The following is a 21,830-nucleotide window of genomic DNA, read 5'->3' on the forward strand; positions in this document are numbered from 1 at the left end:
CTAGCTCCCTCGGTAAACGGAGTAGCCGAACGGGTTGAGCAGCAGCGGTACGTGGTAGTGCTCGCCCGGCCTGACGGCGAAGGTGATGGTCACCTCGGGGAAGAACGTCTCGCTGTCCCGATTCGCGGGGGCGTCCTGCTGCGCATCGGCTCGCTGTGTCGTTGTCGCCGGATCCTGCTCGAAGTACCGCTCGACCTCGCAGTCGAGCCGTACATGGGTCGTGCCCTCCGGCAGCGCCGGAAGGTCCTTGCACCGGCCGTCCGCGTCGGTCGCGGAACCGCCGAGCGCCCGCCAGTCGCCCTCGCGCCCCGCCCGGGCGGCGAGCCGCACCGCGACGCCCCGCGCGGGGCGGCCCACGCTGGTGTCCAGGATGTGGGTGGACACGGAGGCCGTGGTGTCGGTGCTCATGCCTCTTCTTCCTGTACGGGGTCCCTCACGAGACGGCCGAGCCGGATGCGGTTGATCTTTCCCAGTTCGACGCGGACGATCTCACGCTCCCGCCCGGCCGGGTTGCCGATCCGTTCCTTGAGCGCGTCGCGCATCTGCTCGCCGGTCCGGCCGGTGGCGCAGATGAGGAAGACGTGGCCGAACTTCTCCTGGTAGGCCAGGTTCAGTTCGAGCATCTCCTCCTTGAGCTCCGCGGAGGCACCGGCCATCCCGCGCTGCTCACGGGAGGAGGCCGGGTCGCCGGGCTTCGGCCGTCCGATGGGCGGGTGCCCCGCCATCGCCTCTGTCAGGTCGGCGACGGTGAGGCCCGCGGTGGCCGCGTCGCTCTCGGCGTACAGGTCCTCGGCGGTGGTGCAGGGACGGGCGGAGAGCAGCCGTTCGGCCCACGCCCGGGAGGCGCACACCTCGTGGAGGACGGCGAAGGCCGCGGACTCCTCAAGGGTGTTGAAGCGGGCGAGGCCGCCGGATGCCGTGCTCGACTCCATGGGAAGCCTCCGTGGCCGTGTGCTGGACGGGCTGCGGACAGCTAACGCCCTCGGCGAACCGTCGTCAACACTTTGTTGAAAACTTCGAGTTACGGGAGGTTACGAAAGCCGCCGCCCGGTCGTCCGGACGGCGGCGAGGCGGCGGCCGGTGACACCTGCCGCCCGAGGCGTGTTCGCGCCGGTCAGACGCCCTTCTCGCGATTCAGGTAGTTGTAGACGGTGAACCGGCTCACGCCGAGCGCGCCCGCCACGGTCTCCACACCGTGCCGCACGGAGAAGGCCCCGCGGGCTTCCAGTATGCGCACGATCTCCTGCTTGGCCTTGCGGTCGAGCTCCGCGAGCGGCTTGCCCCGCTTGCGCTCCAGGGCGGCCAGGATGTGGTCGAGCGAGTCGGCGAGCTGGGGCAGGCGCACGGCGACGACGTCCGCGCCCTCCCAGGACAGCACGACGTCGTCAACACCGGCCAGCTCGGGCGCCAGCATCTCGCCGCCCATGGCGTCGACCAGCGGCTTGACCGCCGCGACGAAGGGGTCGTCCGCGATTCCGGTCACTTATCGCCCTCCCCCGTCGCCCCGACGACGTTCACCTGGAGCGAGACCCGGGTGGCTCCCGCGTCCAGGACCTGGCGCAGCAGCACCTCGACGGCGGCGAGCACGGCGTCCGCCCCGCCCTCCGCCGTGTTGCCGAACGGCCCGACGTCCACGGCGTCCAGCTCGGCCGCCTCGATGACCTCACGGGCGACCAGGGCGTGCCGGGGCGCCTCGTCGAGATCGAAGGGCTCGGTCGTGAACTCCACTCTCAATCGCACGGGCTCAACCTACTGCGCGCCGCGGACACCCCGGCAAGCCCCTTGCGGCGGGAGCGGGTCACGGCCACGGCTTTCCGCCGGGACCCCCCTTGACAACCCTCGCGACCCGACGGCAATCTTCCATTGAGCAGAAACAAGTTTCCGCAATACGGAATCACTCGCGATGCGGAACCACTGCGGAAGAACCCTCGACATCCGGCCGGACCGACAGCACGGCCGCCGATACGGAAGGGAGCGCCGACCCCATGGGATTCGCGGACCAGCGCTTCAACGTCAATCTGTCGATCCTCTTCACGGAACTCCCGCTCCTGGAGCGCCCCGCGGCCGCCGCGGCGGCCGGCTTCACCGCGGTCGAGCTGTGGTGGCCCTGGGTCGACTCCCCCGCCCCCGGGCGGTCCGAGCTCGACGCCCTGAAAACGGCGATCGAGGCCGCCGGTGTCCGGCTGACAGGGCTGAACCTCTACGCCGGACGGCTGCCCGGTCCGGACCGGGGCGCCCTCTCCCTCCCCGGGGAGGAGTCCGCGAGGTTCCGGGCCAACATCGACGTGGCCGCCGACTTCGCCGGGTCGCTGGGCTGCACGGCGCTCAACGCCCTGTACGGCAACCGCGTCGACGGCGTGGACCCGGAGGAGCAGGACGCGCTCGCGCTGGAGAACCTGGTACTCGCGGCCCGGGCCGCCGACCGGATCGGCGCGGTCCTCCTCGTCGAGACCCTCAACGAGCGGGAGTCGCCGGACTATCCGCTGGTGAGCGCCGCGGCGGGCATCGCCGTCGTCGACAAGGTCAACGCGGCGACCGGCCTCGGCAACACCAGGTTCCTCATGGACCTCTACCACCTCGCCATGAACGGCGAGGACCTGCCGCGGGTGATCGCCGCCTACGCCGACCGGACCGGGCATGTGCAGATCGCCGACAGCCCCGGGCGCGGCGCACCGGGGACCGGCTCGCTCCCCCTCGAAGAGCTCCTAGACCAGCTCGCCGAGGCCGGATACGCCGGCTGGGTCGGCCTGGAGTACAAGCCGGGCGACCGGCCGAGCGCGCAGGCCTTCGACTGGCTGCCCGCCGTGGCCCGGGCCGCCCGCTGAGCGGCACCCCGATGAAGCAGCAGATTTCCCAGAGAGGCACCCTCATGAGCGACAACCTCCCCAAGGTGGCATGGATCGGGCTCGGCATCATGGGCTCGCCCATGTCGGAGAACCTGATCAAGGCCGGGTACGACGTCACCGGTTACACGCTGGAGCGGGACAAGCTGGAGCGCCTGGCCGCCGCGGGCGGCACCGCCGCCGGTTCGATCGCCGAGGCCGTGCGGGACGCCGACGTGGTGATCACGATGGTGCCCGCCTCCCCGCAGGTCGAGGCCATCGCGTACGGTCCCGACGGCATCCTGGAGAACGTGCGGCCCGGCACGCTGCTGATCGACATGTCCTCGATCACCCCGGGGACCTCGGTGGACCTCGCGAAGGCCGGCGCCGAGAAGGGTGTCCGCGTCCTGGACGCCCCGGTGTCCGGCGGCGAGGCCGGGGCGGTAGAGGCCGTGCTGTCGATCATGGTCGGCGGCGAACAGGGCGCCTTCGACGAGGCGGAGCCCCTCTTCGAGGCGCTCGGACGGACCATCGTGCTGTGCGGTCCGCACGGCTCGGGCCAGACCGTGAAGGCGGCCAACCAGCTGATCGTCGCCGTGAACATCCAGGCGTGCGCCGAGGCCGTGGTCTTCCTGGAGCGTTCCGGCGTGGACCTGAGGGCGGCGCTCGACGTCCTCGGCGGCGGCCTCGCGGGCTCCACCGTGCTGGCCCGCAAGAAGGACAACTTCCTGAACCGCGACTTCAAGCCCGGCTTCCGCGTCGACCTGCACCACAAGGACATGGGCATCGTCACCGACGCCGCCCGTACCGTGGGCGCCGTGCTGCCCGTGGGAGCCGTGGTCGCCCAACTCGTCGCCGGCCTGCGCGCGCAGGGCGACGGCGGCCTGGACCACTCCGCGCTGCTGCGCGCGGTCGAACGCCTCTCCGGCGCCCGGGTCTGAGCGGACACCTCGAACTTCCGGGCCGCGGCGGCGCCGACATCTGTCCTGTCGCGCCCGGGCGCCGCCGCGGCCCGGATCCGCGTCCGGAGAGATGAGCTCCCGGACCGCGTCACGAACGGCCCGGATGAGGGGTGGCCGCTTCGGACACGGTGCGGGCAGGGTGAGGACCGCGGCGGCGTGCGAGCCAGTGCGGTGGTGAAGGATCCGGTTCCCCTTCTCGACCTGAGGGAAGGGTGACGCCGGTCCGTCGCGGCCGCCGCGGTCCCAGCCACACCTCGGCTTCGGCCACACCTCGGCTCCGGCCACAGCGTGGCTTCGGCCAGGCCCCACAGACCCCGTCCGGCGGCGCGAACGTACTGTCGCGCCCAGCCTCGCGCCGTCGGACGGCACCAGCCCCGCGGCCCACCGGGAACCCGGCTCCGGGCGCCGGCTCCGGGTGCGGATCGCGGCCGCGGCCAGCAGCCTTGGACCATGGAGGCTGACGGCATGGAATTCCCCAGGATCGTGGTGCACACACCGGCACTGGACGGGTCGCGGCGGGTCACCGAGGGCGACCGGGTGCTCGGCATCGCGTACCACCTCGACGACGTGGTCGAGATCCTGCGCCAGGCGGACGTCGACCTCGACGCGATCGAGGTCGAGGAGAGCGACATCATCGAGTGGCAGGGCGGCGGCCCGGACGACTGGCCCGGCCTCTCGGAGCACACGGATCACACGGGACACACGGGGCGCGCGGAGGAATGAGGGCCGCGCGTCGTGGGCGCCGAACCACGCGTCGCGGACCCTGACCGGCACGGTGAAACGGGCGCCGGACGGGCTCCGTCCGTACGCAAGCGGGCGTAGGACGCCTACGGAACCCTCAAATCAACCTCTGAACACTGCTCCAGGGGCTTCACCTGCCGCCGGATAAGGCACATCCTCGGCACACGGGGCCCGCCGGCACGGGGGCGGCGGGTCCCGAACGGGGGGCACGGGGGTAGCACCATGAGCGGGAGCGCGGCGGTCGGGCCAAGGGCCTCGGACCGTCGCGCTGCTGCGTGTCCGAGGGGCCGCGGCGGGCGGCAGGAGCGCGGACTGCCCTGGGGCTCCACCGGGAACGGTTCCGGCTTCAGCGGCTGCGGGGGCGGCTGGGGGGCTTGAGGCGGCGCGCGGTGACCGCCCGCGGATTCTCCAGGAACGGCAGGACATGCCGCAGGAAGAGACCCGGGCGCTCGTTGTACGGCTCGTGGGCCGTGGGCAGCAGGACGCTCAACGTCCGTGCGGGAAGAGCGCGTTGGGCGCGGCGGCCGTCGAGGAACGCGGGGACGACGGGATCGCGGCTCCCCCACAGGAGCAGGATCGGCAGGTCGAGGGCGGCGGGGTCCGCGAGGCCGAAGTCCGGGTCGGCGAGGCCGCGCCAGAGCGCGCAGTGCACCGCCAGCCGCCGCTCGTCGTGCGGCAGCCGGCGCACACGGGCGTACGTCTCCCGCGCGCTCGGGGTGCCCAGTCGGCCCAGATAGGCACGGGCCAGCGGGACGACGAGCCGGCGGGCACGGGCGGGGCGGCCCATCACCTCGCGGCAGAACCAGCGGGTGAGCGCGCTGTGCCGGGTGAAGCCCGCCGGGTCGACCAGGATCAGCGCGGTGACCGACGCGGCACGGGGGCCCTCGGCCAGACGGCAGGCGACGTAACCGCCGACGCTGTTGCCGAGCACGGCGACCTCCCGCACACCCTGCTCCTCGCGGAGCGCGTCGATCACCCGCTCCGCGACCTCCACCAGGCCTTCGGGGGTGACCCGCCCGGGTTCCGGGGCGGTCGAGCCGCCGTACCCGGGCCAGTCCACGACGAACGTGCGGTACCGGTCGGCGAGGGCGGGCAGCACGGCGTCGAAGTCTCGGCCGTCCCCGGGGTTGGCGTGCAGGAGCAGCAGCGCGGGGGCGTCGGACGGGGCCGGGGCTCCCTCCGGCCGGGCGCCGGGGAGGGGGTCGAGCCGGCGTACGGCGATGTCGCCGAGGTGGGTGGGGACGGTCATCCGCATGGGGCGAGCATGCCGGACCCGCCCGCTCCTGGGAACAACGCGCCTGGGCGGCCCGCCACTTGGGACGGGCCGCACCTGCCGGGAGGGGCCGCACCGGTCGGGGCGGCCGCACCACTCGGGACGGACCGCACCGCTCCCCCGGGCGGGCCGTCCGGTCTGGGACGGGTTGTCCGGCCGGGAGGGGCCGCACCGCTTCTCCGGACGGGTTTTCCGGCCTGGGACGGGCCGTCCGGCCCGGAGGGGCCGTCCGGCCCGGTAACGAACGTCCGCGTCAGACCTTCAGTGTCCTGATCGCGGTGGGCGCGTGGCCCGGCTCGGTCGCGGTCTCCTCGAACTCGACCACGTTTCCGATGTCGTTCGTCCTGCTCATGGCGATGTTGGTGACGCGTTCCAGGATCACCTCGACGACGACGGGGACCTGGAACTCGGCGGCGAGCTTCCTGGCCCGTTCGAAGGCGGCGCCGAGTTCGCCCGGGTCGGTGACCCGGATCGCCTTGCAGCCGAGGCCCTCGACGACCTTGACGTGGTCGACGCCGTAGACGCCGAGCTCCGGGGAGTTGATGTTCTCAAACTCCAGGTTGACCTGGAAGTCGATGTCCAGACCGAGCTGTGCCTGCCGGATGAGGCCCAAGTAGGCGTTGTTCACCAGGACATGGACGTACGGGATCCTGTGCTGGGCCCCGACGGCCAGTTCCTCGATCATGAACTGGAAGTCGTAGTCGCCGGAGAGCGCGACGACCTGCGCGCCGGGGTCGGCCTTGGCGACGCCGAGCGCGGCCGGGATCGTCCAGCCGAGCGGGCCCGCCTGACCGCAGTTGATCCAGTGGCGCGGCCGGTAGACGTGCAGCATCTGGGCACCGGCGATCTGCGAGAGGCCGATGGTGGTGACGTACCGCGTCTCCGGGCCGAAGGCCTTGTTCATCTCCTCGTAGACGCGCTGCGGCTTGATCGGGATGTCGTCGAAGTGCGTCCGGCGCTGGAGGGTGGCCCGCTTCTCCTGCGCGGCGGCGGCCCACGCCGAGCGGTCGGGCAGCCGGCCGGCCGCCTTCGACTCCCGTGCCACCTCGACGAAGAGCTCCAGGGCGGCCCTGGCGTCGGAGGCGATGCCGAAGTCCGGGGCGAAGATCCGCCCGAGCTGGGTGGGCTCGATGTCGACGTGCACGAACTTCCGCCCGGCCGTGTAGACGTCCAGGTCGCCGGTGTGGCGGTTGGCCCAGCGGTTGCCGATGCCGAGGACGAAATCGGACTCCAGGAAGGTCGCGTTGCCGTAGCGGTGGGAGGTCTGGAGGCCCACCATGCCCGCGTTGAGCTCGTGGTCGTCGGGCAGCACGCCCCAGCCCATGAGCGTCGGGACGACCGGGATGCCCGTCAACTCGGCGAATTCGACGAGCAGTTCGGTGGCGTCGGCGTTGATGACCCCGCCGCCGGCCACGATCAGCGGGCGCTCGGAGGCGTTCAGCAGCCCGATCGCCTTCTCGATCTGGGCGCGGGTCGCGGCGGGCTTGTACGCCCGGAGCGGCTCGTACGTCTCGGGGTCGAACTCGATCTCGGTGAGCTGGACGTCGATGGGCAGGTCGATCAGGACGGGCCCGGGGCGCCCGGAGCGCATGAGGTGGAAGGCCTGCTGGAAGACGCCGGGAACCTGCGCGGCCTCCAGCACGGTGACCGCCATCTTCGTGACGGGCCCCGCGATCGAGGCGATGTCGACGGCCTGGAAGTCCTCCTTGTGGATCACCGCGGTCGGCGCCTGGCCGGTGATGCACAGGATCGGCACCGAGTCGCCGCTCGCGGAGTAGAGACCGGTGACCATGTCGGTTCCCGCGGGGCCCGAAGTGCCGACGCAGACACCGATGTTGCCCGGGTGCGTCCGGGTGTAGCCCTCGGCCATGTGCGAGGCGCCCTCGACATGCCGGGCCAGGGTGTGGCTGATCCCGCCGGACGCCTTGAGCGCCGCGTAGAAGGGGTTGATCGCCGCGCCCGGAACACCGAACGCGTCGGTCACGCCCTCGCGCTTGAGGATCTCGACTGCCGCGCGGGCAGCGGTCATACGAGCCATGGAGTACTCCTGCTTCGGCTGTCGGATTCGCGCTCCCGTCGCGCCCGCGGAGAGCTCGTTATTCCGTATTGTGGAAACTAACTTCTACTATCTGGAAGCAATGTAGGCGTCGGGACAGGGAGTGTCAACGGTGGGCGGTACGCCGTACCGGGCCGGCGCGCGTCGCGGCGTTTCGCTGCCGGACGCCGCCCGGCAGGAGGACGATGGACGCGCCGAAACCCGATGTGAGCTTCTGGAGCGGTCCATGGCCGAGAGCGTGCCGGTGCGGTGTCCGGCCTGCCGCCGCGAGCACCTGTACGCGGCCCCGTCCTACCCCTGTGTGTGCGGATCGCCCGTGACGGCCCCGCTCGACCGCCACGCGGAACCGGCCCCCGTCACCCACCGCGCGTGGGACGACGAATGGACCACGGTCCGGTGCGACGCCTGCGGCCGCGAGACCCAGTGGCCGCAGCCCGAGGTGGGCTGCCCCTGCGGAACGACGCTGCGGATCCCGCTGCGGGCGGCCGGCGCGACGCGACCCGCCCGCCCGCCGAACCCCACGGACCCCACCCCGGCCCACCCGGAGTCCCACGGCACGGACCCCACCCCGGCCCACCCGGAACCCCGCGGCGAGGGCGAGGATCCCGTCGCCTCCGGGGAACCGGAAGGGAAAACGGGGATCGATGCGCCCCGGGCCACCGTCCGGCCCCGGAAGCCCGGCCGGGATGCCGGGACCGCCACGTCCCGGGGCGGCGACCGGAACGGGGGCCAAGCCGAGGCCGACGCGTCACGGGACACCGCCGGGGGCGGGGACCAGGGCGCCGGGGCGGACGGCGGGCGGGGCTCCGGGGAGGGGGCGCGGGTGGGCCGGCCGACGTTCCGGCCGGTCACCATCCGCACCGCGCGCGACGCCGTCACCGCCGCCGCGCTGTATCTGGGCTGGCTCGGCTACCGCGACATCCGGCGCGCGGACCAGCGGCCCCCGTCCGGAATCGGGCTCGCCGCGCGCGGCATCCTCGCCCAGGTGGACCCCACCGTGCGGCCGGCCTCGCTGCGCGACGTGGAGTGTCTGTGGCTGACCGCCATGACGGAGTCGGCGGACTGCGTCTTCTTCTCCCTGGCCGGGTACGCCGAGGACGCCCGTGCCCGCGCCGACACCCTCGGCGTCCCCCTCTTCGTCCTGGACCTCACGGGCACGCCCCAGCCGGTGAACAGCCCGGCCGACGAACTCATCGCCGTCACGGACTGACCACCGGACGCGGGCACGGGCGGCACGGGTGGCACGGGTGGCACGCGCACGGCCGGGACAGCGGCACGAGCGCCCCGGGCGCCCACGCGGCGCGAGAGCGCTCCGGGCGCCTACTCGGCGTACGTCTCCCGCAGTTCGATCTTCCGTACCTTCCCCGAGACCGTCATCGGGAAGGTCTCCAGGATGCGCAGCCGGCTCGGGATCTTGTAGTGCGCCAGCCGGCCCTCGCAGAAGGCGCGCAGCTCGTCCAGGGTGAGGGGCTCGGCCGGATCGCGCGGGATGACACAGGCGAGCACTTCCTCGCCGTAGCGCTCATGGGGAATGCCGACCACCTGGACGTCGGCGATCTTCGGGTGGGCGTACAGGAACTCCTCGATCTCTCGCGGATAGATGTTCTCGCCGCCCCGGATGATCATGTCCTTGATGCGGCCGACGATCTCGACGTACCCGTCCTCGCGCATCATGGCCAGGTCGCCCGTGTGCATCCAGCGCCCCGCGTCGACGGCCTCGGCGGTCTTCTCCGGCTCGTTCCAGTAGCCGAGCATCACGCTGTAGCCGCGGGTGCACAGCTCCCCGGCCCTGCCGCGCGGCCGGGTCACCCCGTCCACGGGGTCGACGACCTTCACCTCCAGGTGCGGCAGGACCCGGCCGACCGTGCCCGTGCGGTGTTCCAGGTCGTCGTCCCGGCGGGTCTGGAGCGAGACGGGCGAGGTCTCCGTCATGCCGTAGCAGATGGACACCTCTTCCATGTGCATCTCGGCGACCACCCGTTTCATCACCTCGACCGGGCAGGGCGAGCCCGCCATGATGCCGGTGCGCAGGGTGGACAGGTCGTACGACGCGAAGTCGGGGAGGTTCAACTCCGCGATGAACATGGTGGGTACGCCGTAGAGCGAGGTGCACCGCTCCTGCTGGACGGCCGTCAGCGTGGCCGCCGGGTCGAACGACGGCGCGGGGATGACCATGCACGCGCCGTGCGAGGTGGCGGCCAGATTCCCCATCACCATGCCGAAGCAGTGGTAGAACGGCACGGGGATGCAGACCCGGTCCTGCTCGGAGTAGGCGATCGACTCACCCACGAAGTAGCCGTTGTTGAGGATGTTGTGGTGGGAGAGCGTGGCTCCCTTGGGGAAGCCCGTCGTGCCCGAGGTGTACTGGATGTTGATGGGGTCGTCGCAGGACAGCTCGCTCGCGCGGGCGTGGAAGTCCTCGTACAGGTCGGGGGTCCCGCGCCGCAGCAGCGCGTCCCAGCTCGGGTCGCCGAGATACACGGTCTCCCTCAACTGCGGGCACCTGCGGCGTACTTCCTCGACCATCGCCCGGTAGTCGCTGCTCTTGTGGCTGAGGGAGGCGAAGAGGAGCGAGATCCCGGCCTGGTTCAGGACGTACTCCACCTCGTGGGTGCGGTACGCCGGATTGATGTTCACCATGATCGCGCCGATGCGGGCGGTGGCGTACTGGACGAGCACCCACTCCGGGCAGTTGACCGCCCAGATGCCCACCCGGTCGCCCTTGGCGATTCCGGTCGCGAGCAGTGCGTACGCCAACTTGTCCACGTCGGCGCCGAATTGCGCGTAGGTCCAGCGCCGGCCCGAGGGCACGTCGACCAGCGCCTCCCGGTCCGGCCAGGCCGCGACGGCACGGTCGAGGTTGGCCCCGATGGTGTCGCCGAGCAGCGCCGTGCCGCCCGTCCCGTGCGCGTACGACAGTTCACTCACCGGAAGTCCTCCTCGCGGTACTCGGCGTCCGAGCCGGCGGCCGTGGCCTCGCGCAGCTCGATCCGGCGGATCTTGCCGGAGACGGTCTTGGGCAGCTCGCCGAACTCCAGGCGGCGGATGCGCTTGTACGGCGAGAGCACCGTGCGCGCGTGCTCGAAGAGGACCTTGGCGGTGTCGGGGCCGGGCTCGTACCCGGCCGCGAGGACGATGTACGCCTTCGGGACGGCCAGGCGCAGTTCGTCGGGGGCCGGGACCACGGCGGCCTCGGCGACCGCCTCGTGCTCCAGGAGCGCGCTCTCCAGCTCGAAGGGCGAGATCTTGTAGTCGGAGGCCTTGAACACGTCGTCCGCGCGGCCGACGTAGGTGATGTAACCGTCGGCGTCGCGCGAGCCGATGTCCCCGGTGCGGTAGTAGCCGCCCGCCATCGCCTCCGCCGTACGGTCGGGGTCGCCGTGATAGCCGGTCATCAGGCCCACGGGGTGCTCGGACAGGTCGAGGGAGATCTCGCCCTCCGAGGCACCGGGCGCGCCCGAGACCGGGTCGAGCAGCTCGACGCGGAAGCCGGGGCTGGGGCGGCCCATGGAGCCGGTCTTGAGCGGCTGGCCGGGGCCGTTGGACACCTGGACGGCGGTCTCCGTCTGCCCGAAGCCGTCCCGGACGGTGACGCCCCAGGCGCGCCTGACCTGCTCGATGACCTCGGGGTTCAGCGGCTCGCCCGCGGCGACGACCTCGCGCGGCGGGGTCCGCAGCAGGCTCAGATCGGCCTGGATGAGCATGCGCCACACGGTCGGCGGGGCGCAGAAGGTGGTGACGCCGGCCCGGTCCATCTCGGCCATCAGACGGCCCGCGTCGAAGCGCGTGTAGTTGTACAGGAAGACGGTCGCCTCCGCGTTCCACGGTGCGAAGAGATTCGACCAGGCGTGCTTGGCCCATCCGGGTGAGGAGATGTTCAGATGGACGTCCCCGGGCTTCAGCCCGATCCAGTACATGGTGGCCAGATGGCCGATGGGGTACGAGACGTGGGTGTGCTCCACCAGCTTGGGCCGCGCCGTGGTGCCCGAGGTGAAGTAGAGCATCAGGGGGTCGTCCGCGTGGGTGGGGCCGTCGGGCTCGAAGGCGGCGCCGGCGGCGGCCGTCTCCTCGTACGCCTGCCAGCCGGGGCGTGCGCCGCCGACCGCGATACGGGTGTAGTCGCCCGGCACCGCGTCGAACTTCGCGGTGTCCTCGGCCCGCGCGACGACGTGCCGTACCCGGCCGCGTCCGACCCGGTCGGCCAGGTCGGCGGGGCCGAGCAGCGGGGTGGCCGGGATGACGACGGCACGCAGTTTCATCGCGGCGAGGGCCGTCTCCCACAGCTCGACCTGGTTGCCGAGCATGACGAGGACGCGGTCCTCGGCCCCCACGCCCCGCTCGCGCAGCCAGTTGGCCACCCGGTTCGAGCGTTCGGACATCGTGGCGAAGGAGACCTCGACACGTTCCCCGTCCTCCTCCACGATGTGCAGGGCGGTGCGGTCGTTGTCGCGCGCGATGGCGTCGAACCAGTCGAGGGCCCAGTTGAAGAGCTCCGGGCGGGGCCAGCGGAAGCCCTCGTACGCCGTGGTGTAGTCCGCTCGGTGCTCCAGCAGGAAGTCCCGCGCGGCGCGGAACTCGTCCGCCCCGCCTGTCGTCGCCGTCATGTGTCCTCCTCGTTGCCGGACCGCCGCCTACCATCGTGTATTCCGTGATGCAGGTCTCACCACCCCCGAACGGGGGTAGGCCGCGACGAAGGGGAGAGCAGGTGGCAGCAGACACGGCCGAGTCGGTGGAAGTACGCGCCGCGCTGGTGCGGCTGCGCCGTGCCACGGGGCTGCCGGTGGCCTTCGGCGGCCTGGTCGACTCCGGCGGGCGGCTGGTGCGCATCAGCGAGCTGAGCGGTACGGCGACGCCCGCGCTGAGCGCGCTCGCGGTCTCGTCGGGCAACGGCCTGGGCGGCAAGGCGGTGGCCCTCGCCCGGCCCTGCGCGGTGAGCGACTATCCGGCCTCGCGGCAGATCAGCCACGAGTACGACAGGGCGGTGGCGACGGAGGGGCTGTGTTCCGTCCTCGCGGTTCCCGTGGTCGTACGGCGCCGGGTGCGCGGTGTGCTGTACGGCGCCCTGAGGACGGCCCAGCCGCTGGGTGACCGGACGCTGGAAGCGGCTGTCGCCGCGGCCCGGGACGTGGAACAGGCGCTGGTCGTCCGGGACGCGGCACGCGATCTGCTGGATGTCGTCCGCGCGCCCGGCCCGGCGACGGAAGCGACGAAGGACGCGGCCTGGGAGGAGGTGCGCGAGGCGCACGGGACACTGCGGGCGCTGGCGCCGCGGATCGCCGACCACCGGCTGCGGGCCGAACTGCTCTCCGTGTGCGGCCGGCTGGCCGACGCGGCGGCTCCGTCCGCGGGGGTGCCGTGGGATGTCGGACTGGCTCCGCGCGAGGTGGACGTCCTCGCCTGTGTCGCGGCGGGGGCGACCAACGCGGCCGCGGCCGAGCGGCTCGGGCTCCGTCCGGAGACCGTGAAGGGGTACCTGCGTTCGGCGATGCGCAGGCTCGGCGCGCACACTCGTCTGGAGGCGGTCGTCGCCGCGCGCCGGGCCGGGGTGCTGCCTTAGCGCGCCGCCCGCTTCGGCACCCTCCATTCAATCGTCCGGACCGTGAAATGACGTATGCGTACCATCTGTTATTTCCCTCACCACCCGGACTGTCCGAAATTCAAAGAGACGTTGCCTAATATTGGCCAGGACACGACACACGAGGGGAGCGGTGACCGTGCGAGGGGACTTCAGGGAACCTGCGAGACCGCGCCCCGACCTGGTCATCGGCCGGGACGAACTCTTCGCGGTGGCACGAGAGCAGCTGTCCGGCGGTGGCAGTGTCCTCGTGCACGGGCCGGCGGGAATAGGAAAATCGACCGTCCTGCGGGCACTGGCCGCCGAATACGCCGAATCGGCGCGGACCGTCTTGCGTTGCTCGGCCACCGAGTCCGAATCCCATCTCCCCTTCCTCGCGCTGGCCGACCTCCTCGGTCTGGTCGTCGACGAGATAGCCGACCGGCTGCCCGCCCCGCAGCGCACCGCCCTGGAGTCGGCGCTCACCGGACGCGGTGAGTCCACCCTCCAGCGCGACGGCCTGGCACTGCGGCTCGCGGTGCTGTCGGCGTTCCGCGCCCTCGCCGCGCGCGGGCCGGTGCTGATCGTCGCCGACGACCTCCAGTGGCTCGACCCGGCCAGTGCCGAACTCCTCGGCTTCGCCGCCCGCAGGCTGGGCGGCACACCGGTCCGCATGCTGTGCGCCGTCCGTACGGAGACCGAACCGCAGGCGCAGGACCACGACCGCTTTCTACGCGCGTCTGTCCCGGAGACCCTGGCCCTGCGGGTCGCCCCGCTGGCCCGCGCCCAGGTGGCCGAACTCCTCGGACAGCGCGGCTACACCGGGCTGCCCCGCTCCACCGTGCGCGACATCCACCGCACCAGCGGCGGCAATCCGCTCTTCGCGCTGGAGCTGGGCCGCGCCCTCGCCGAGTCCCCGACCCGGCCGAGTCCCGGCGAGCCGCTCCCCGTACCGACGTCACTGCGCGCGCTCGTCCTCAGCCGCCTGGACATGCTGTCCGCCGAGGCCCGCCGCACCCTGCTGGTGGTGAGCGCGGGAGCCCGTCCGACGCTGGCCCTGCTGCATGCCGCGGGCCGGGAGAACGCGGAGGCGGAGACGGCCTCGGCCGCCGCCCTCGGACTTCTCGCCACAGAACGCGAGACACCGGGCATCCGTTTCGCGCATCCCCTGGTCTCCGCCGCCCTGTACGCGGAGGCCGACGCGCAGGAGCGGCGCGCCGCGCACTCCGCCCTGTCCCGCGCGGCCTCCGATCCCATCGAGCGGGCCCGGCACCTCGCGCTGGCCACCACCGGCACGGACCCCGCGGTCGCCGCCCGGCTCGGCGAGGCCGCGGCCGTCGCCCGTGACCGCGGCGCCCCCTCCGTCGCCGTCGGGCTCGGACTGCTCGCCGCCCGGCACACACCGGCCGGCGCCCGGCCGGGCCCGGACGAACGGCGCCTCCAGGCGGCCGAGGACGCGCTGACCGCCGGGGAGACGGACCTCGCCCGGGACATCGCCCGCCAGGTGCTGTCACGAGCCACCGCCCCCGCCGAACGGGTCCGGGCCTGGATGGTCGTCGTCGACTCGGCCGGACAGGCCATGGCCGAGATCGACGCCGTCTTCCCCCAGGCGCTCGCCGACGCGGGCGACGACCCCGGCCTGGTCGCCCTCGTCCGCTACCAGCTCGCCTGGCGGGCCCTGTTGATGGACGGCGAGATGACCAAGGCCCGTGAGGAGGCCGCCCGGGCCGCGCGGCTCGCGGCGCGCGCCGGCGACCGGCGCACCGAACTCCTCGCACTCGGCTTCCAGGCGCAGATGGAGACCCTGATGGGGCACCCGGACGCGCCCTCGACCATCCAGCGGGCGATGCGCGAGCCGCAGGACCCGCGGGTCGCCTGCGACCACAACGGGGCCGGAGCCGCCCGCTTCCGCTGGCTCATCATGGGCGACCGCCTCGCCGAGGCCCGTACGGCCATCACCGCGCTGCTGCGCGAGGTGCAGCGGCGCGGCATGGTCGAGAGCGAACTGCACTTCCTGCGCGGCCTCGCCGAGACCGAACTGCGCTCCGGTCACTGCGGCCGCGCTCTCGACCTGGCCCGGGAGAGCCTTCGGCTGGCCCGCGACACCGGCATCGGCGAGGCCGCCACGGCCATGTTCACCTCGCTCGCCGAGGCGGCCGGCGGTGACGTGGGCCGGGCGCTCTCGCTCGCCCACGAGGCCGTGGACCGTGCCGAGGAGGACGGCGACCTGGTCTACCTCTCGCGCGCCCTGGGCGCCCTCGGGCACGCCCAGCTCGTCGCCGGGGACGCGTCGGCCGCGGTCCGCTCCCTGCGCCGGGTCCGCGAGCTGGAGGAGAGCCTCGGTGTCATCGACCCCGCCCGGGGCCGCTGGCACGGGGACCTCGCCGAGGCCCTGGTCAGGATCGGCGAGACCGCCGAGGCGCAGGACGTCATCGACGTGACCCGCAGGCGCGCGCTGCGGCTGGAACGTGAGAGCGTACTCGCCGTGCTCGACCGCGCCGAGGCGCTGGTGCGGGCCGCACGCGGCGAACAGGGGCCGGCGGAGCGTCAGTTGGCCTCCGCGCAGGACCGCCTCGGCAAGCTGGGCTACGGCCTGGAGGAGGCCCGCGCCGCCTACGCCCTCGCCGGGCTGCGTGCCCTCCCCCACGCTCCCGGATCCGCCCGGGCAGGGGGAACGCCCGGGCCGGGACCCACCTCCTACGACGAGGCGGCCCGTCTGTTCCGCCGGTGCCGTGCGCTGCCCTGGCTCCGGCAGGTCGAGACGGCGACCGCGCGCCCTCCGGCCGCGCCGCCCCTCGCCCCCGCGGCCCTCGACACCCTCGCGGCCACCGAGCGTCAGGTCGCCGCTCTGGTCATGGAGGGCGCCACCAACCGCGAGATCGCCGGGCGCCTGTTCATCAGCGTCAAGACCGTGGAGGCCACGCTCACCCGGGTGTACCGGAAGCTGGGGATACGGTCGCGGGTGGACATCGTGCGGCTGGCGGCGGAACGCAGGCCCGACTGACGCTCCCCCGGCCGACGGCCGTGAAGCGGTGCGGGCCGAAACGGTGACACGGACCGCGCGGGGAGCGGCCGGACCGGTGAGACTGCGGGCCGGAACGGTGACGCTCCGGCCGACACCGGTAGAGCTCCGGGCCAGGACGGTATGGCTGCTGGGTGACTCCTTCGGGTGAACGTGCGCCGGACGGGCGAGGCCCCCGGGCCGGGACCAACCGGACGGCGCCCTCGTCAAACACGGCCCGTGCCGTGCAAGGGTTTTCCCTCCCCCGTCTCCACTAGGGGGTTCCCTCATTGGGAGAGAGCGGTCACACCCCCTAGCGTGTGGGCATGCCGCTCGCTCGGGCCCTACGACACCCCATCCAGAGGCGTCGTGACTCCCCCACACACACCCGCGCGTCCCCCCACCGGCAACTTTCAAGGAGACCGATGTTCGGGCTCAACCGCGTCAAGAAGAGCGCCGCCCTGTGTGCGGCGACCGCCGCAGCCGCCGCGACCACGCTGCTCGGCTCCCCGTCCGCCGCAGCCGTTCCCCAGCCCATCGTCGGCGGCACGACGACCACGACGACCGCGTACCCGTTCATGATGCAGATCACCGACGCCAGGCAGAACCAGTTCTGCGGCGGCACCCTCGTCGCCGCCGACAAGGTCGTGACCGCCGCCCACTGCATGGCGGGCGAGACCACCAGCAGCATCCGGGTGGTGGGCGGGAGGACGTTCCTCAACGGCACGGACGGCACCGTCAGCAAGGTCAGCGACATCTGGATCAACCCCGACTACACGGACGCCACCGACGGCGACGACGTGGCCGTGCTGACCCTGTCCACGTCGATGCCGTACACCCCGGCACGGTACGTCTCCGGCTCGGACACCGGCCTGTACGCGGCCGGCACCACGGCCCGCATCGTCGGCTGGGGCACCACCTCGGAGAACGGCGCCTCCTCCAACCAGCTCCGCACCGCGACCGTCCCGACCGTGTCCGACTCCAGCTGCGCCGCCTCGTACGGCTCCACCTTCGTGGCATCCGACATGGTCTGCGCCGGCTACGCCGCCGGCGGCGTCGACACCTGCCAGGGCGACAGCGGCGGCCCGCTGCTCATCGGCGGGGTGCTGGCCGGCATCACCTCCTGGGGCGAGGGCTGCGCGGAGCCCGGCTACCCGGGGGTCTACACCCGCCTGACGACGTTCTCCAGCCTGGTGACGGAACAGGTCAACTCGTAGGAAACGATGATCTCCTGAGTACCCCTCAGGTAAAAGCCGAGGGGCGTTGCGAGCCTCCACGAGCGGTCCGCAACGCCCCTCATCCAAGAGCACGTGCCTCTGCACGTCCCTCTGCCTGCCGGCGGACGGCTTCCCCGCGACGCGCCCCGTCCGCCGGCATCTCACGGCAGCGCGACCGTGCCGAACCGGATGTCGTACCCCTCGCCGCCGTGCATCACGGTGAGCATCCGCTCCCCCTCCGCGGTGACCTCGTCCCGCTGCGCCCTGCTGAGCCGGCCGAAGGGTTCGACGACCAGCGCGCCCTCCTCCAGCTTCCACAGGCCGGACACGAATCCGTCGACGAGCAGGGTGCGGTACGCCTGATTGCCCCGCCAGGTACGCCCCTTGAGGTCCGCGGGGACGACGCGGGAGCGGTCGGCGTGGGACAGCAGCAGATTGTCGAACTCGGGCAGGAAGCGGGGCGGCGCGGGGGTGTCCGGGCCGGGCCGGGGCGCGTCGGGCAGGTCGAAGAGTTCCGCTCCGTTCTCGTCGCGGAACACCGTCAGACCGGGCCGGAGCCGCTCGAAGACCTCACGGAGCCGGGTCAGGCCGGCCCAGGTCTGCATGTCCTTGACCGAGGCGGGGCCGAAAGCGGCGAGATAGCGCAGCACGGTCGCGTCGGGCGCGGGGGCGGGTTCGGCGGGACGGCCCAGCCAGTGCTCGGCGGTGGTGAGGGCGACCTGGCCGCTGCGGCCCCACAGACCGCGCGGGGTGACCTGGACGAGGGGCAGGGTGCAGCGGGCCGCGATGGAGAGGGCGAACGGGTCGGCGTCCGGCCACTGGGCGAGCAGTGCCTCCCGGAGCTCCTTCATGGTGCGCGGTTCGGCCTCCACCAGCTCACGGCTGATCGCGGCGAGCCGGTCCAGGTCGACGCCGGCGAGCCCCTCGCGGAAGTGGACCAGCTCCCGGTCGCGGGCGGCCTGCACCAGCGGGCGCAGGGTGAGGGCGTCGTCGGCGGTGTGCGTGTGGATGGTGGAGCGCATGGTGACGATCCGGACGACCTCGCGTGCGTCCATGGCCGCCGACAGGTCCCCGGGCCGAAAGCCGTCCAGGCGGGCCGCGAGGGCGTAGTACGGGGGCTTCGTGTTCTGCGCCTGAAGGCCGAGGAGGTGCCCGACGGCGGCCGTCGCGGACATCGGGGTGCGGCGCAGCAGGAGCTGACGGTCGAGGGTCGCGCGGTTGAGGGCGCGGGTGCCGAGCACGGGGGCCGTCGCGGTCGTCTTCGTCATGACCGGCACGCTAACGCCGCTCGCGGACACCTTCTGTCCGCAACTCCCATCCGGTCCCGCCCGGCACCTCTCACCCGGCGCGTCCGGCAGGACTCACCCGGTCCCGTCCGGACGGCGGTACGCGGACCGTTTGCCCCGTATATCCTGCTCGGAGATCGCGCAGACGTACGTTCGACCCTGGAGGCAGCCGCGATGTCCGAGCGACGCGCCCGCCCCGCCTCGGAGAACCGGCGGGGCACGGGGGACACGGACGGCTCCACGGAGGCGAAGGGGCCCGGAGACTCCGGGGGCCCCGGGGGACGGAAGGGCGCGAAGGCCGCACGGAGATCTCTCTGGCGGCGGGCCCTGACCCCGCCGTCCGCGCCGCCCCCGCGGCCCGCGGCACCGCACGAAGCGCCTCCCGCGCCCGAGCCCGCCGAGGTAGCCAGCGTCGTCCAGTCCGCGCTGTACCGCGACGGGGTACGGGTGTCGGCGCCCGGGTCGCTGGCCGAGACCTTCCGTGAACTGCGCGAGCAGCCGGACGGCATGGCGTGGATCGGCCTGGCCCGTCCGACTGCGGCCGAACTCCATTCACTGGCGGCCGAGTTCGACCTGCATCCGCTGGCCGTCGAGGACGCGATGGAGGCGCACCAGCGTCCGAAGCTGGAGCGGTACGGGGAGACGCTCTTCGTCGTCCTGAGCGCCGCCCGCTATCTGGACGCGGCCGAGGAGGTCGACTTCGGCGAGCTGCACGTGTTCGTGGGGCCGGACTTCGTGATCACGGTCCGGCACGGCGCGGCACCGGACCTCTCGGCGGTGCGCAGGCGCATGGAGGGCAGCCCGGAACTGCTGAGGCTCGGCCCGGAGGCCGTCCTCTACGCGATCCTCGACTCCGTCGTCGACGGTTACGTCCCGGTGGTCTTCGGCGTCCAGAACGACATCGACGAGATCGAGACCGAGGTCTTCCGCGGCGACCCCGCGGTGTCCCGCCGCATCTACGAACTCTCCCGCGAGATGGTCGAGTTCCAGCGTGCCACCCGCCCGCTCGTCGGCATGCTGCACAGCCTGATGGCCGGCTTCGCCAAGTACCGCACGGACGAGGAGCTCCAGCGCTACCTGCGCGACGTCGCCGACCACGTCACGCACACCAGCGAGCGGGTCGACGGATTCCGCCAGGCCCTCACCGACATCCTCACCGTCAACGCGACCCTCGTCACCCAGCAACAGAACGCCGAGATGCGGGCGTTGGCGGAGGCAGGCTTCGAACAGAACGAGGAGATCAAGAAGATCTCGTCGTGGGCGGCGATCCTGTTCGCCCCGACTCTGGTCGGGACGATCTACGGAATGAACTTCGACCACATGCCGGAGTTGCACTGGGTACTTGGGTACCCCTTCGCGATCGTCCTGATGGCTGCCGTCTGTACCAGTTTGTACGTCATCTTCAAGCGGAAGGACTGGCTCTGAGCAACCGTCCCGGGAGGCACTCCCGTGAGTGGGCGCGGCTCGGATCGCAGGCTCCGTCGATGCTTCCAGGCCACTGGGGAGAATCCGGGGAGAATGAGCCGCGCTCCGACGCGCGCGGTCTCCTGCGATCGCGGGCGTTGACCCGCGGAAGCCTCTGGCCGCGTAGACGTCCGCTCCACACGACCCACGAAACGGGTGGGGAACCGGTGCCGCCGGAACACCGACCGCGCCTCGACCATCACCACCGGCGCGTCCCGGTCCGGGCCGTCGTCACCGGGGTGAGGAAGTGCGGTCCGAGCTGATCGCCGAACAGCCCGTGGGCATCGGTCATGGGGGCACGGCTCCTGTGTTCGGCGCACATCCGCGTACGAGGACCTCCCGCGCCGCCCACCCTGCGTCGGACGGACGCGGTCGCCGGGGTGGCGCGCCGGGGGGCGGCGTCGTGACGCGCACGGGTGAGGCCGGACCGGGCGAGGTCCGGCGAGGTCCGCTGAGACGGCCCTTCCGGGCGGGGGCGCGGGTACAGTGGCAGGCCCATCCGATTCATCCTCTCTCGGGCCCCTCGGCCGGACCTCTCCCGGCCTCTGCCGGAAGCGACGGATTCATGGCCCTGGTGGTGCAGGACCGCACGTTTCTCGATGTCCTCGGCGCCGAAGCACGGAAGGATCTGTTCCGGATCAGTGCCGAGCGGACCTTCCGGACGGACGAACATCTGCTGCTGGAGCAGGACGACAGCAGCCATGTGCTGGTGCTGCTGGCGGGGTGGGCCGTGGTGTCCACGGCGACCGACCGGTCCTCGGCCCGGCTGATCCTGGCGCTGCGCCGGCGCGGCGAACTCGTGGGCGAGATGGCCGCGTTGGGCGGGATCTCGCGCAGCGCCTCCGTCACCGCGCTCGGTCCGGTACGTGCCCTGGTGGTGCCCGGCGCCCGGTTCCGCGCGTTCGCCGGACGTGACCCGGAGGTGTCGGCGCTGCTCATGGCCCAGCTCGTCTCCCGGCTGCGCACCGCCGACGAGGAGCGGCGCACGCTCGCCTCCCTGACCGTCATGCAGCGGGTGGCCGGGCGGCTGCTGGAGCTGGGGGAACTCCAGCGGGCGGCCTCCGGTCCGGCGGGCACGCGGGACACGGACGGACCCGGGGACGAGTTCCCGGTGCTCGCGCAGTTCGCCCAGCACGATCTCGCGGACGCCGTGGGCGCCACCCGCGAGGCGGTCGCCAAGTCGCTGCGGCTGCTGCGGGCCGCCGGTGTCGTCCGGACCCGGCCCCGCCGCATCGAGCTGATCGACCACGACGCGCTGCGCCTGCTGGCGGCCGGCGGGAACATCGGGTTCCCGGCTCCCTGAGCGGTTTTTCGCACGACCGTCAGCCCCACTCCCCTCAGCGGATACCTCTGCTCAAAACCGTTTGAATATGCGTCTGTCAAGGGTTGCGCGGGGTTGTGTTGAAGTGCGGGACGCAGCGCGGAACAGCTTGCGAGGCGCGCGTTTTCGGCGC

Annotated in this window: 18 protein-coding genes; 9 read left to right on the forward strand and 9 right to left on the reverse strand. The window is 72.5% G+C overall.

The annotated features are described in order from the left end of the window. The 4 genes from uraH to OG780_RS09730 form a co-directional block, all read right to left on the reverse strand. Entirely contained in the window at positions 1-408 is a 408-nt protein-coding gene (gene uraH, locus OG780_RS09715) for a hydroxyisourate hydrolase (RefSeq protein ID WP_328446664.1), read from the reverse strand. Beyond that, on the reverse strand, positions 405-932 hold the full coding sequence (gene uraD, locus OG780_RS09720; RefSeq protein WP_328446666.1) for a 2-oxo-4-hydroxy-4-carboxy-5-ureidoimidazoline decarboxylase: 528 nt from the start codon (positions 930-932) through the stop codon (positions 405-407). The genes uraH and uraD overlap by 4 nt, the downstream gene beginning before the upstream one ends. A 182-nt stretch (positions 933-1,114) precedes the next feature. Next, positions 1,115-1,483, reverse strand: a complete 369-nt coding sequence (locus OG780_RS09725) for a helix-turn-helix domain-containing protein (RefSeq protein WP_328446668.1) — start codon at positions 1,481-1,483, stop codon at positions 1,115-1,117. Further along, positions 1,480-1,740 (reverse strand): hypothetical protein, encoded by a 261-nt coding sequence (locus OG780_RS09730; protein WP_328446670.1) that lies wholly within the window; start codon positions 1,738-1,740, stop codon positions 1,480-1,482. The genes OG780_RS09725 and OG780_RS09730 overlap by 4 nt, the downstream gene beginning before the upstream one ends. 245 nt (positions 1,741-1,985) lie before the next feature. Here OG780_RS09730 and OG780_RS09735 point away from each other — a divergent pair, with 245 nt between their 5' ends. The 3 genes from OG780_RS09735 (at position 1,986) to OG780_RS09745 (ending at position 4,507) form a co-directional block, all read left to right on the forward strand. Next, positions 1,986-2,825 carry a TIM barrel protein gene (locus OG780_RS09735; protein ID WP_328446672.1) on the forward strand — a complete coding sequence of 280 codons (840 nt, stop codon included), beginning with the start codon at positions 1,986-1,988 and terminating at the stop codon, positions 2,823-2,825. Positions 2,826-2,869: 44 nt separating this feature from the next. Next, the gene (locus OG780_RS09740) at positions 2,870-3,763 is read left to right on the forward strand and encodes a 2-hydroxy-3-oxopropionate reductase (protein WP_328446674.1); all 894 of its coding nucleotides are present in this window, start codon (positions 2,870-2,872) and stop codon (positions 3,761-3,763) included. A 486-nt stretch (positions 3,764-4,249) separates the two neighbouring features. Continuing rightward, positions 4,250-4,507 carry a hypothetical protein gene (locus OG780_RS09745; protein ID WP_328446676.1) on the forward strand — a complete coding sequence of 86 codons (258 nt, stop codon included), beginning with the start codon at positions 4,250-4,252 and terminating at the stop codon, positions 4,505-4,507. Positions 4,508-4,871: 364 nt separating this feature from the next. Here OG780_RS09745 and OG780_RS09750 read toward each other — a convergent pair whose 3' ends face one another. Then, complete coding sequence (locus tag OG780_RS09750) at positions 4,872-5,780, reverse strand: alpha/beta fold hydrolase (protein ID WP_328446679.1); 909 nt, start codon at positions 5,778-5,780, stop codon at positions 4,872-4,874. A gap of 271 nt (positions 5,781-6,051) precedes the next feature. Beyond that, the gene (gene gcl / locus OG780_RS09755) at positions 6,052-7,836 is read right to left on the reverse strand and encodes a glyoxylate carboligase (RefSeq protein ID WP_328446681.1); all 1,785 of its coding nucleotides are present in this window, start codon (positions 7,834-7,836) and stop codon (positions 6,052-6,054) included. 244 nt (positions 7,837-8,080) lie between these two features. On the opposite strand from gcl, the gene OG780_RS09760 reads away from it, so the two are divergent. Next, positions 8,081-9,064 (forward strand): hypothetical protein, encoded by a 984-nt coding sequence (locus OG780_RS09760; RefSeq protein ID WP_328446683.1) that lies wholly within the window; start codon positions 8,081-8,083, stop codon positions 9,062-9,064. Positions 9,065-9,174: 110 nt separating this feature from the next. On the opposite strand, the gene OG780_RS09765 is transcribed toward OG780_RS09760, so the two are convergent. Together OG780_RS09765 and OG780_RS09770 are read right to left on the reverse strand one after the other, a co-directional pair. Next, complete coding sequence (locus OG780_RS09765) at positions 9,175-10,782, reverse strand: AMP-binding protein (RefSeq protein WP_328446685.1); 1,608 nt, start codon at positions 10,780-10,782, stop codon at positions 9,175-9,177. Beyond that, complete coding sequence (locus tag OG780_RS09770) at positions 10,779-12,458, reverse strand: AMP-binding protein (RefSeq protein WP_328446687.1); 1,680 nt, start codon at positions 12,456-12,458, stop codon at positions 10,779-10,781. The genes OG780_RS09765 and OG780_RS09770 overlap by 4 nt, the downstream gene beginning before the upstream one ends. 101 nt (positions 12,459-12,559) lie before the next feature. On the opposite strand from OG780_RS09770, the gene OG780_RS09775 reads away from it, so the two are divergent. From OG780_RS09775 to OG780_RS09785, 3 genes are all read left to right on the forward strand, one after another. Continuing rightward, complete coding sequence (locus OG780_RS09775; RefSeq protein WP_328446688.1) at positions 12,560-13,411, forward strand: helix-turn-helix transcriptional regulator; 852 nt, start codon at positions 12,560-12,562, stop codon at positions 13,409-13,411. Between the two features lie 151 nt (positions 13,412-13,562). After that, entirely contained in the window at positions 13,563-16,412 is a 2,850-nt protein-coding gene (locus OG780_RS09780) for an ATP-binding protein (protein WP_328446689.1), read from the forward strand. A gap of 422 nt (positions 16,413-16,834) precedes the next feature. Further along, a complete protein-coding gene (locus OG780_RS09785) occupies positions 16,835-17,626 on the forward strand; it encodes a S1 family peptidase (protein ID WP_328446691.1) in 792 nt (263 codons plus the stop codon). A 161-nt stretch (positions 17,627-17,787) separates the two neighbouring features. On the opposite strand, the gene OG780_RS09790 is transcribed toward OG780_RS09785, so the two are convergent. Beyond that, the gene (locus OG780_RS09790; RefSeq protein WP_328446693.1) at positions 17,788-18,894 is read right to left on the reverse strand and encodes a winged helix DNA-binding domain-containing protein; all 1,107 of its coding nucleotides are present in this window, start codon (positions 18,892-18,894) and stop codon (positions 17,788-17,790) included. Positions 18,895-19,086: 192 nt separating this feature from the next. Between OG780_RS09790 and OG780_RS09795 the strand changes: the two genes are divergently transcribed. Both OG780_RS09795 and OG780_RS09800 read left to right on the forward strand, forming a co-directional pair. Next, positions 19,087-20,337: a magnesium and cobalt transport protein CorA gene (locus OG780_RS09795; protein WP_328446695.1), complete on the forward strand. Its 1,251-nt coding sequence runs from the start codon at positions 19,087-19,089 to the stop codon at positions 20,335-20,337. Positions 20,338-20,941: 604 nt separating this feature from the next. Beyond that, on the forward strand, positions 20,942-21,679 hold the full coding sequence (locus OG780_RS09800) for a Crp/Fnr family transcriptional regulator (RefSeq protein ID WP_328446697.1): 738 nt from the start codon (positions 20,942-20,944) through the stop codon (positions 21,677-21,679). The last annotated feature ends 151 nt before the right edge of the window (positions 21,680-21,830 follow it).

The organism is Streptomyces sp. NBC_00386 (genome assembly GCF_036063235.1).
Lineage (GTDB): Bacteria > Actinomycetota > Actinomycetes > Streptomycetales > Streptomycetaceae > Streptomyces.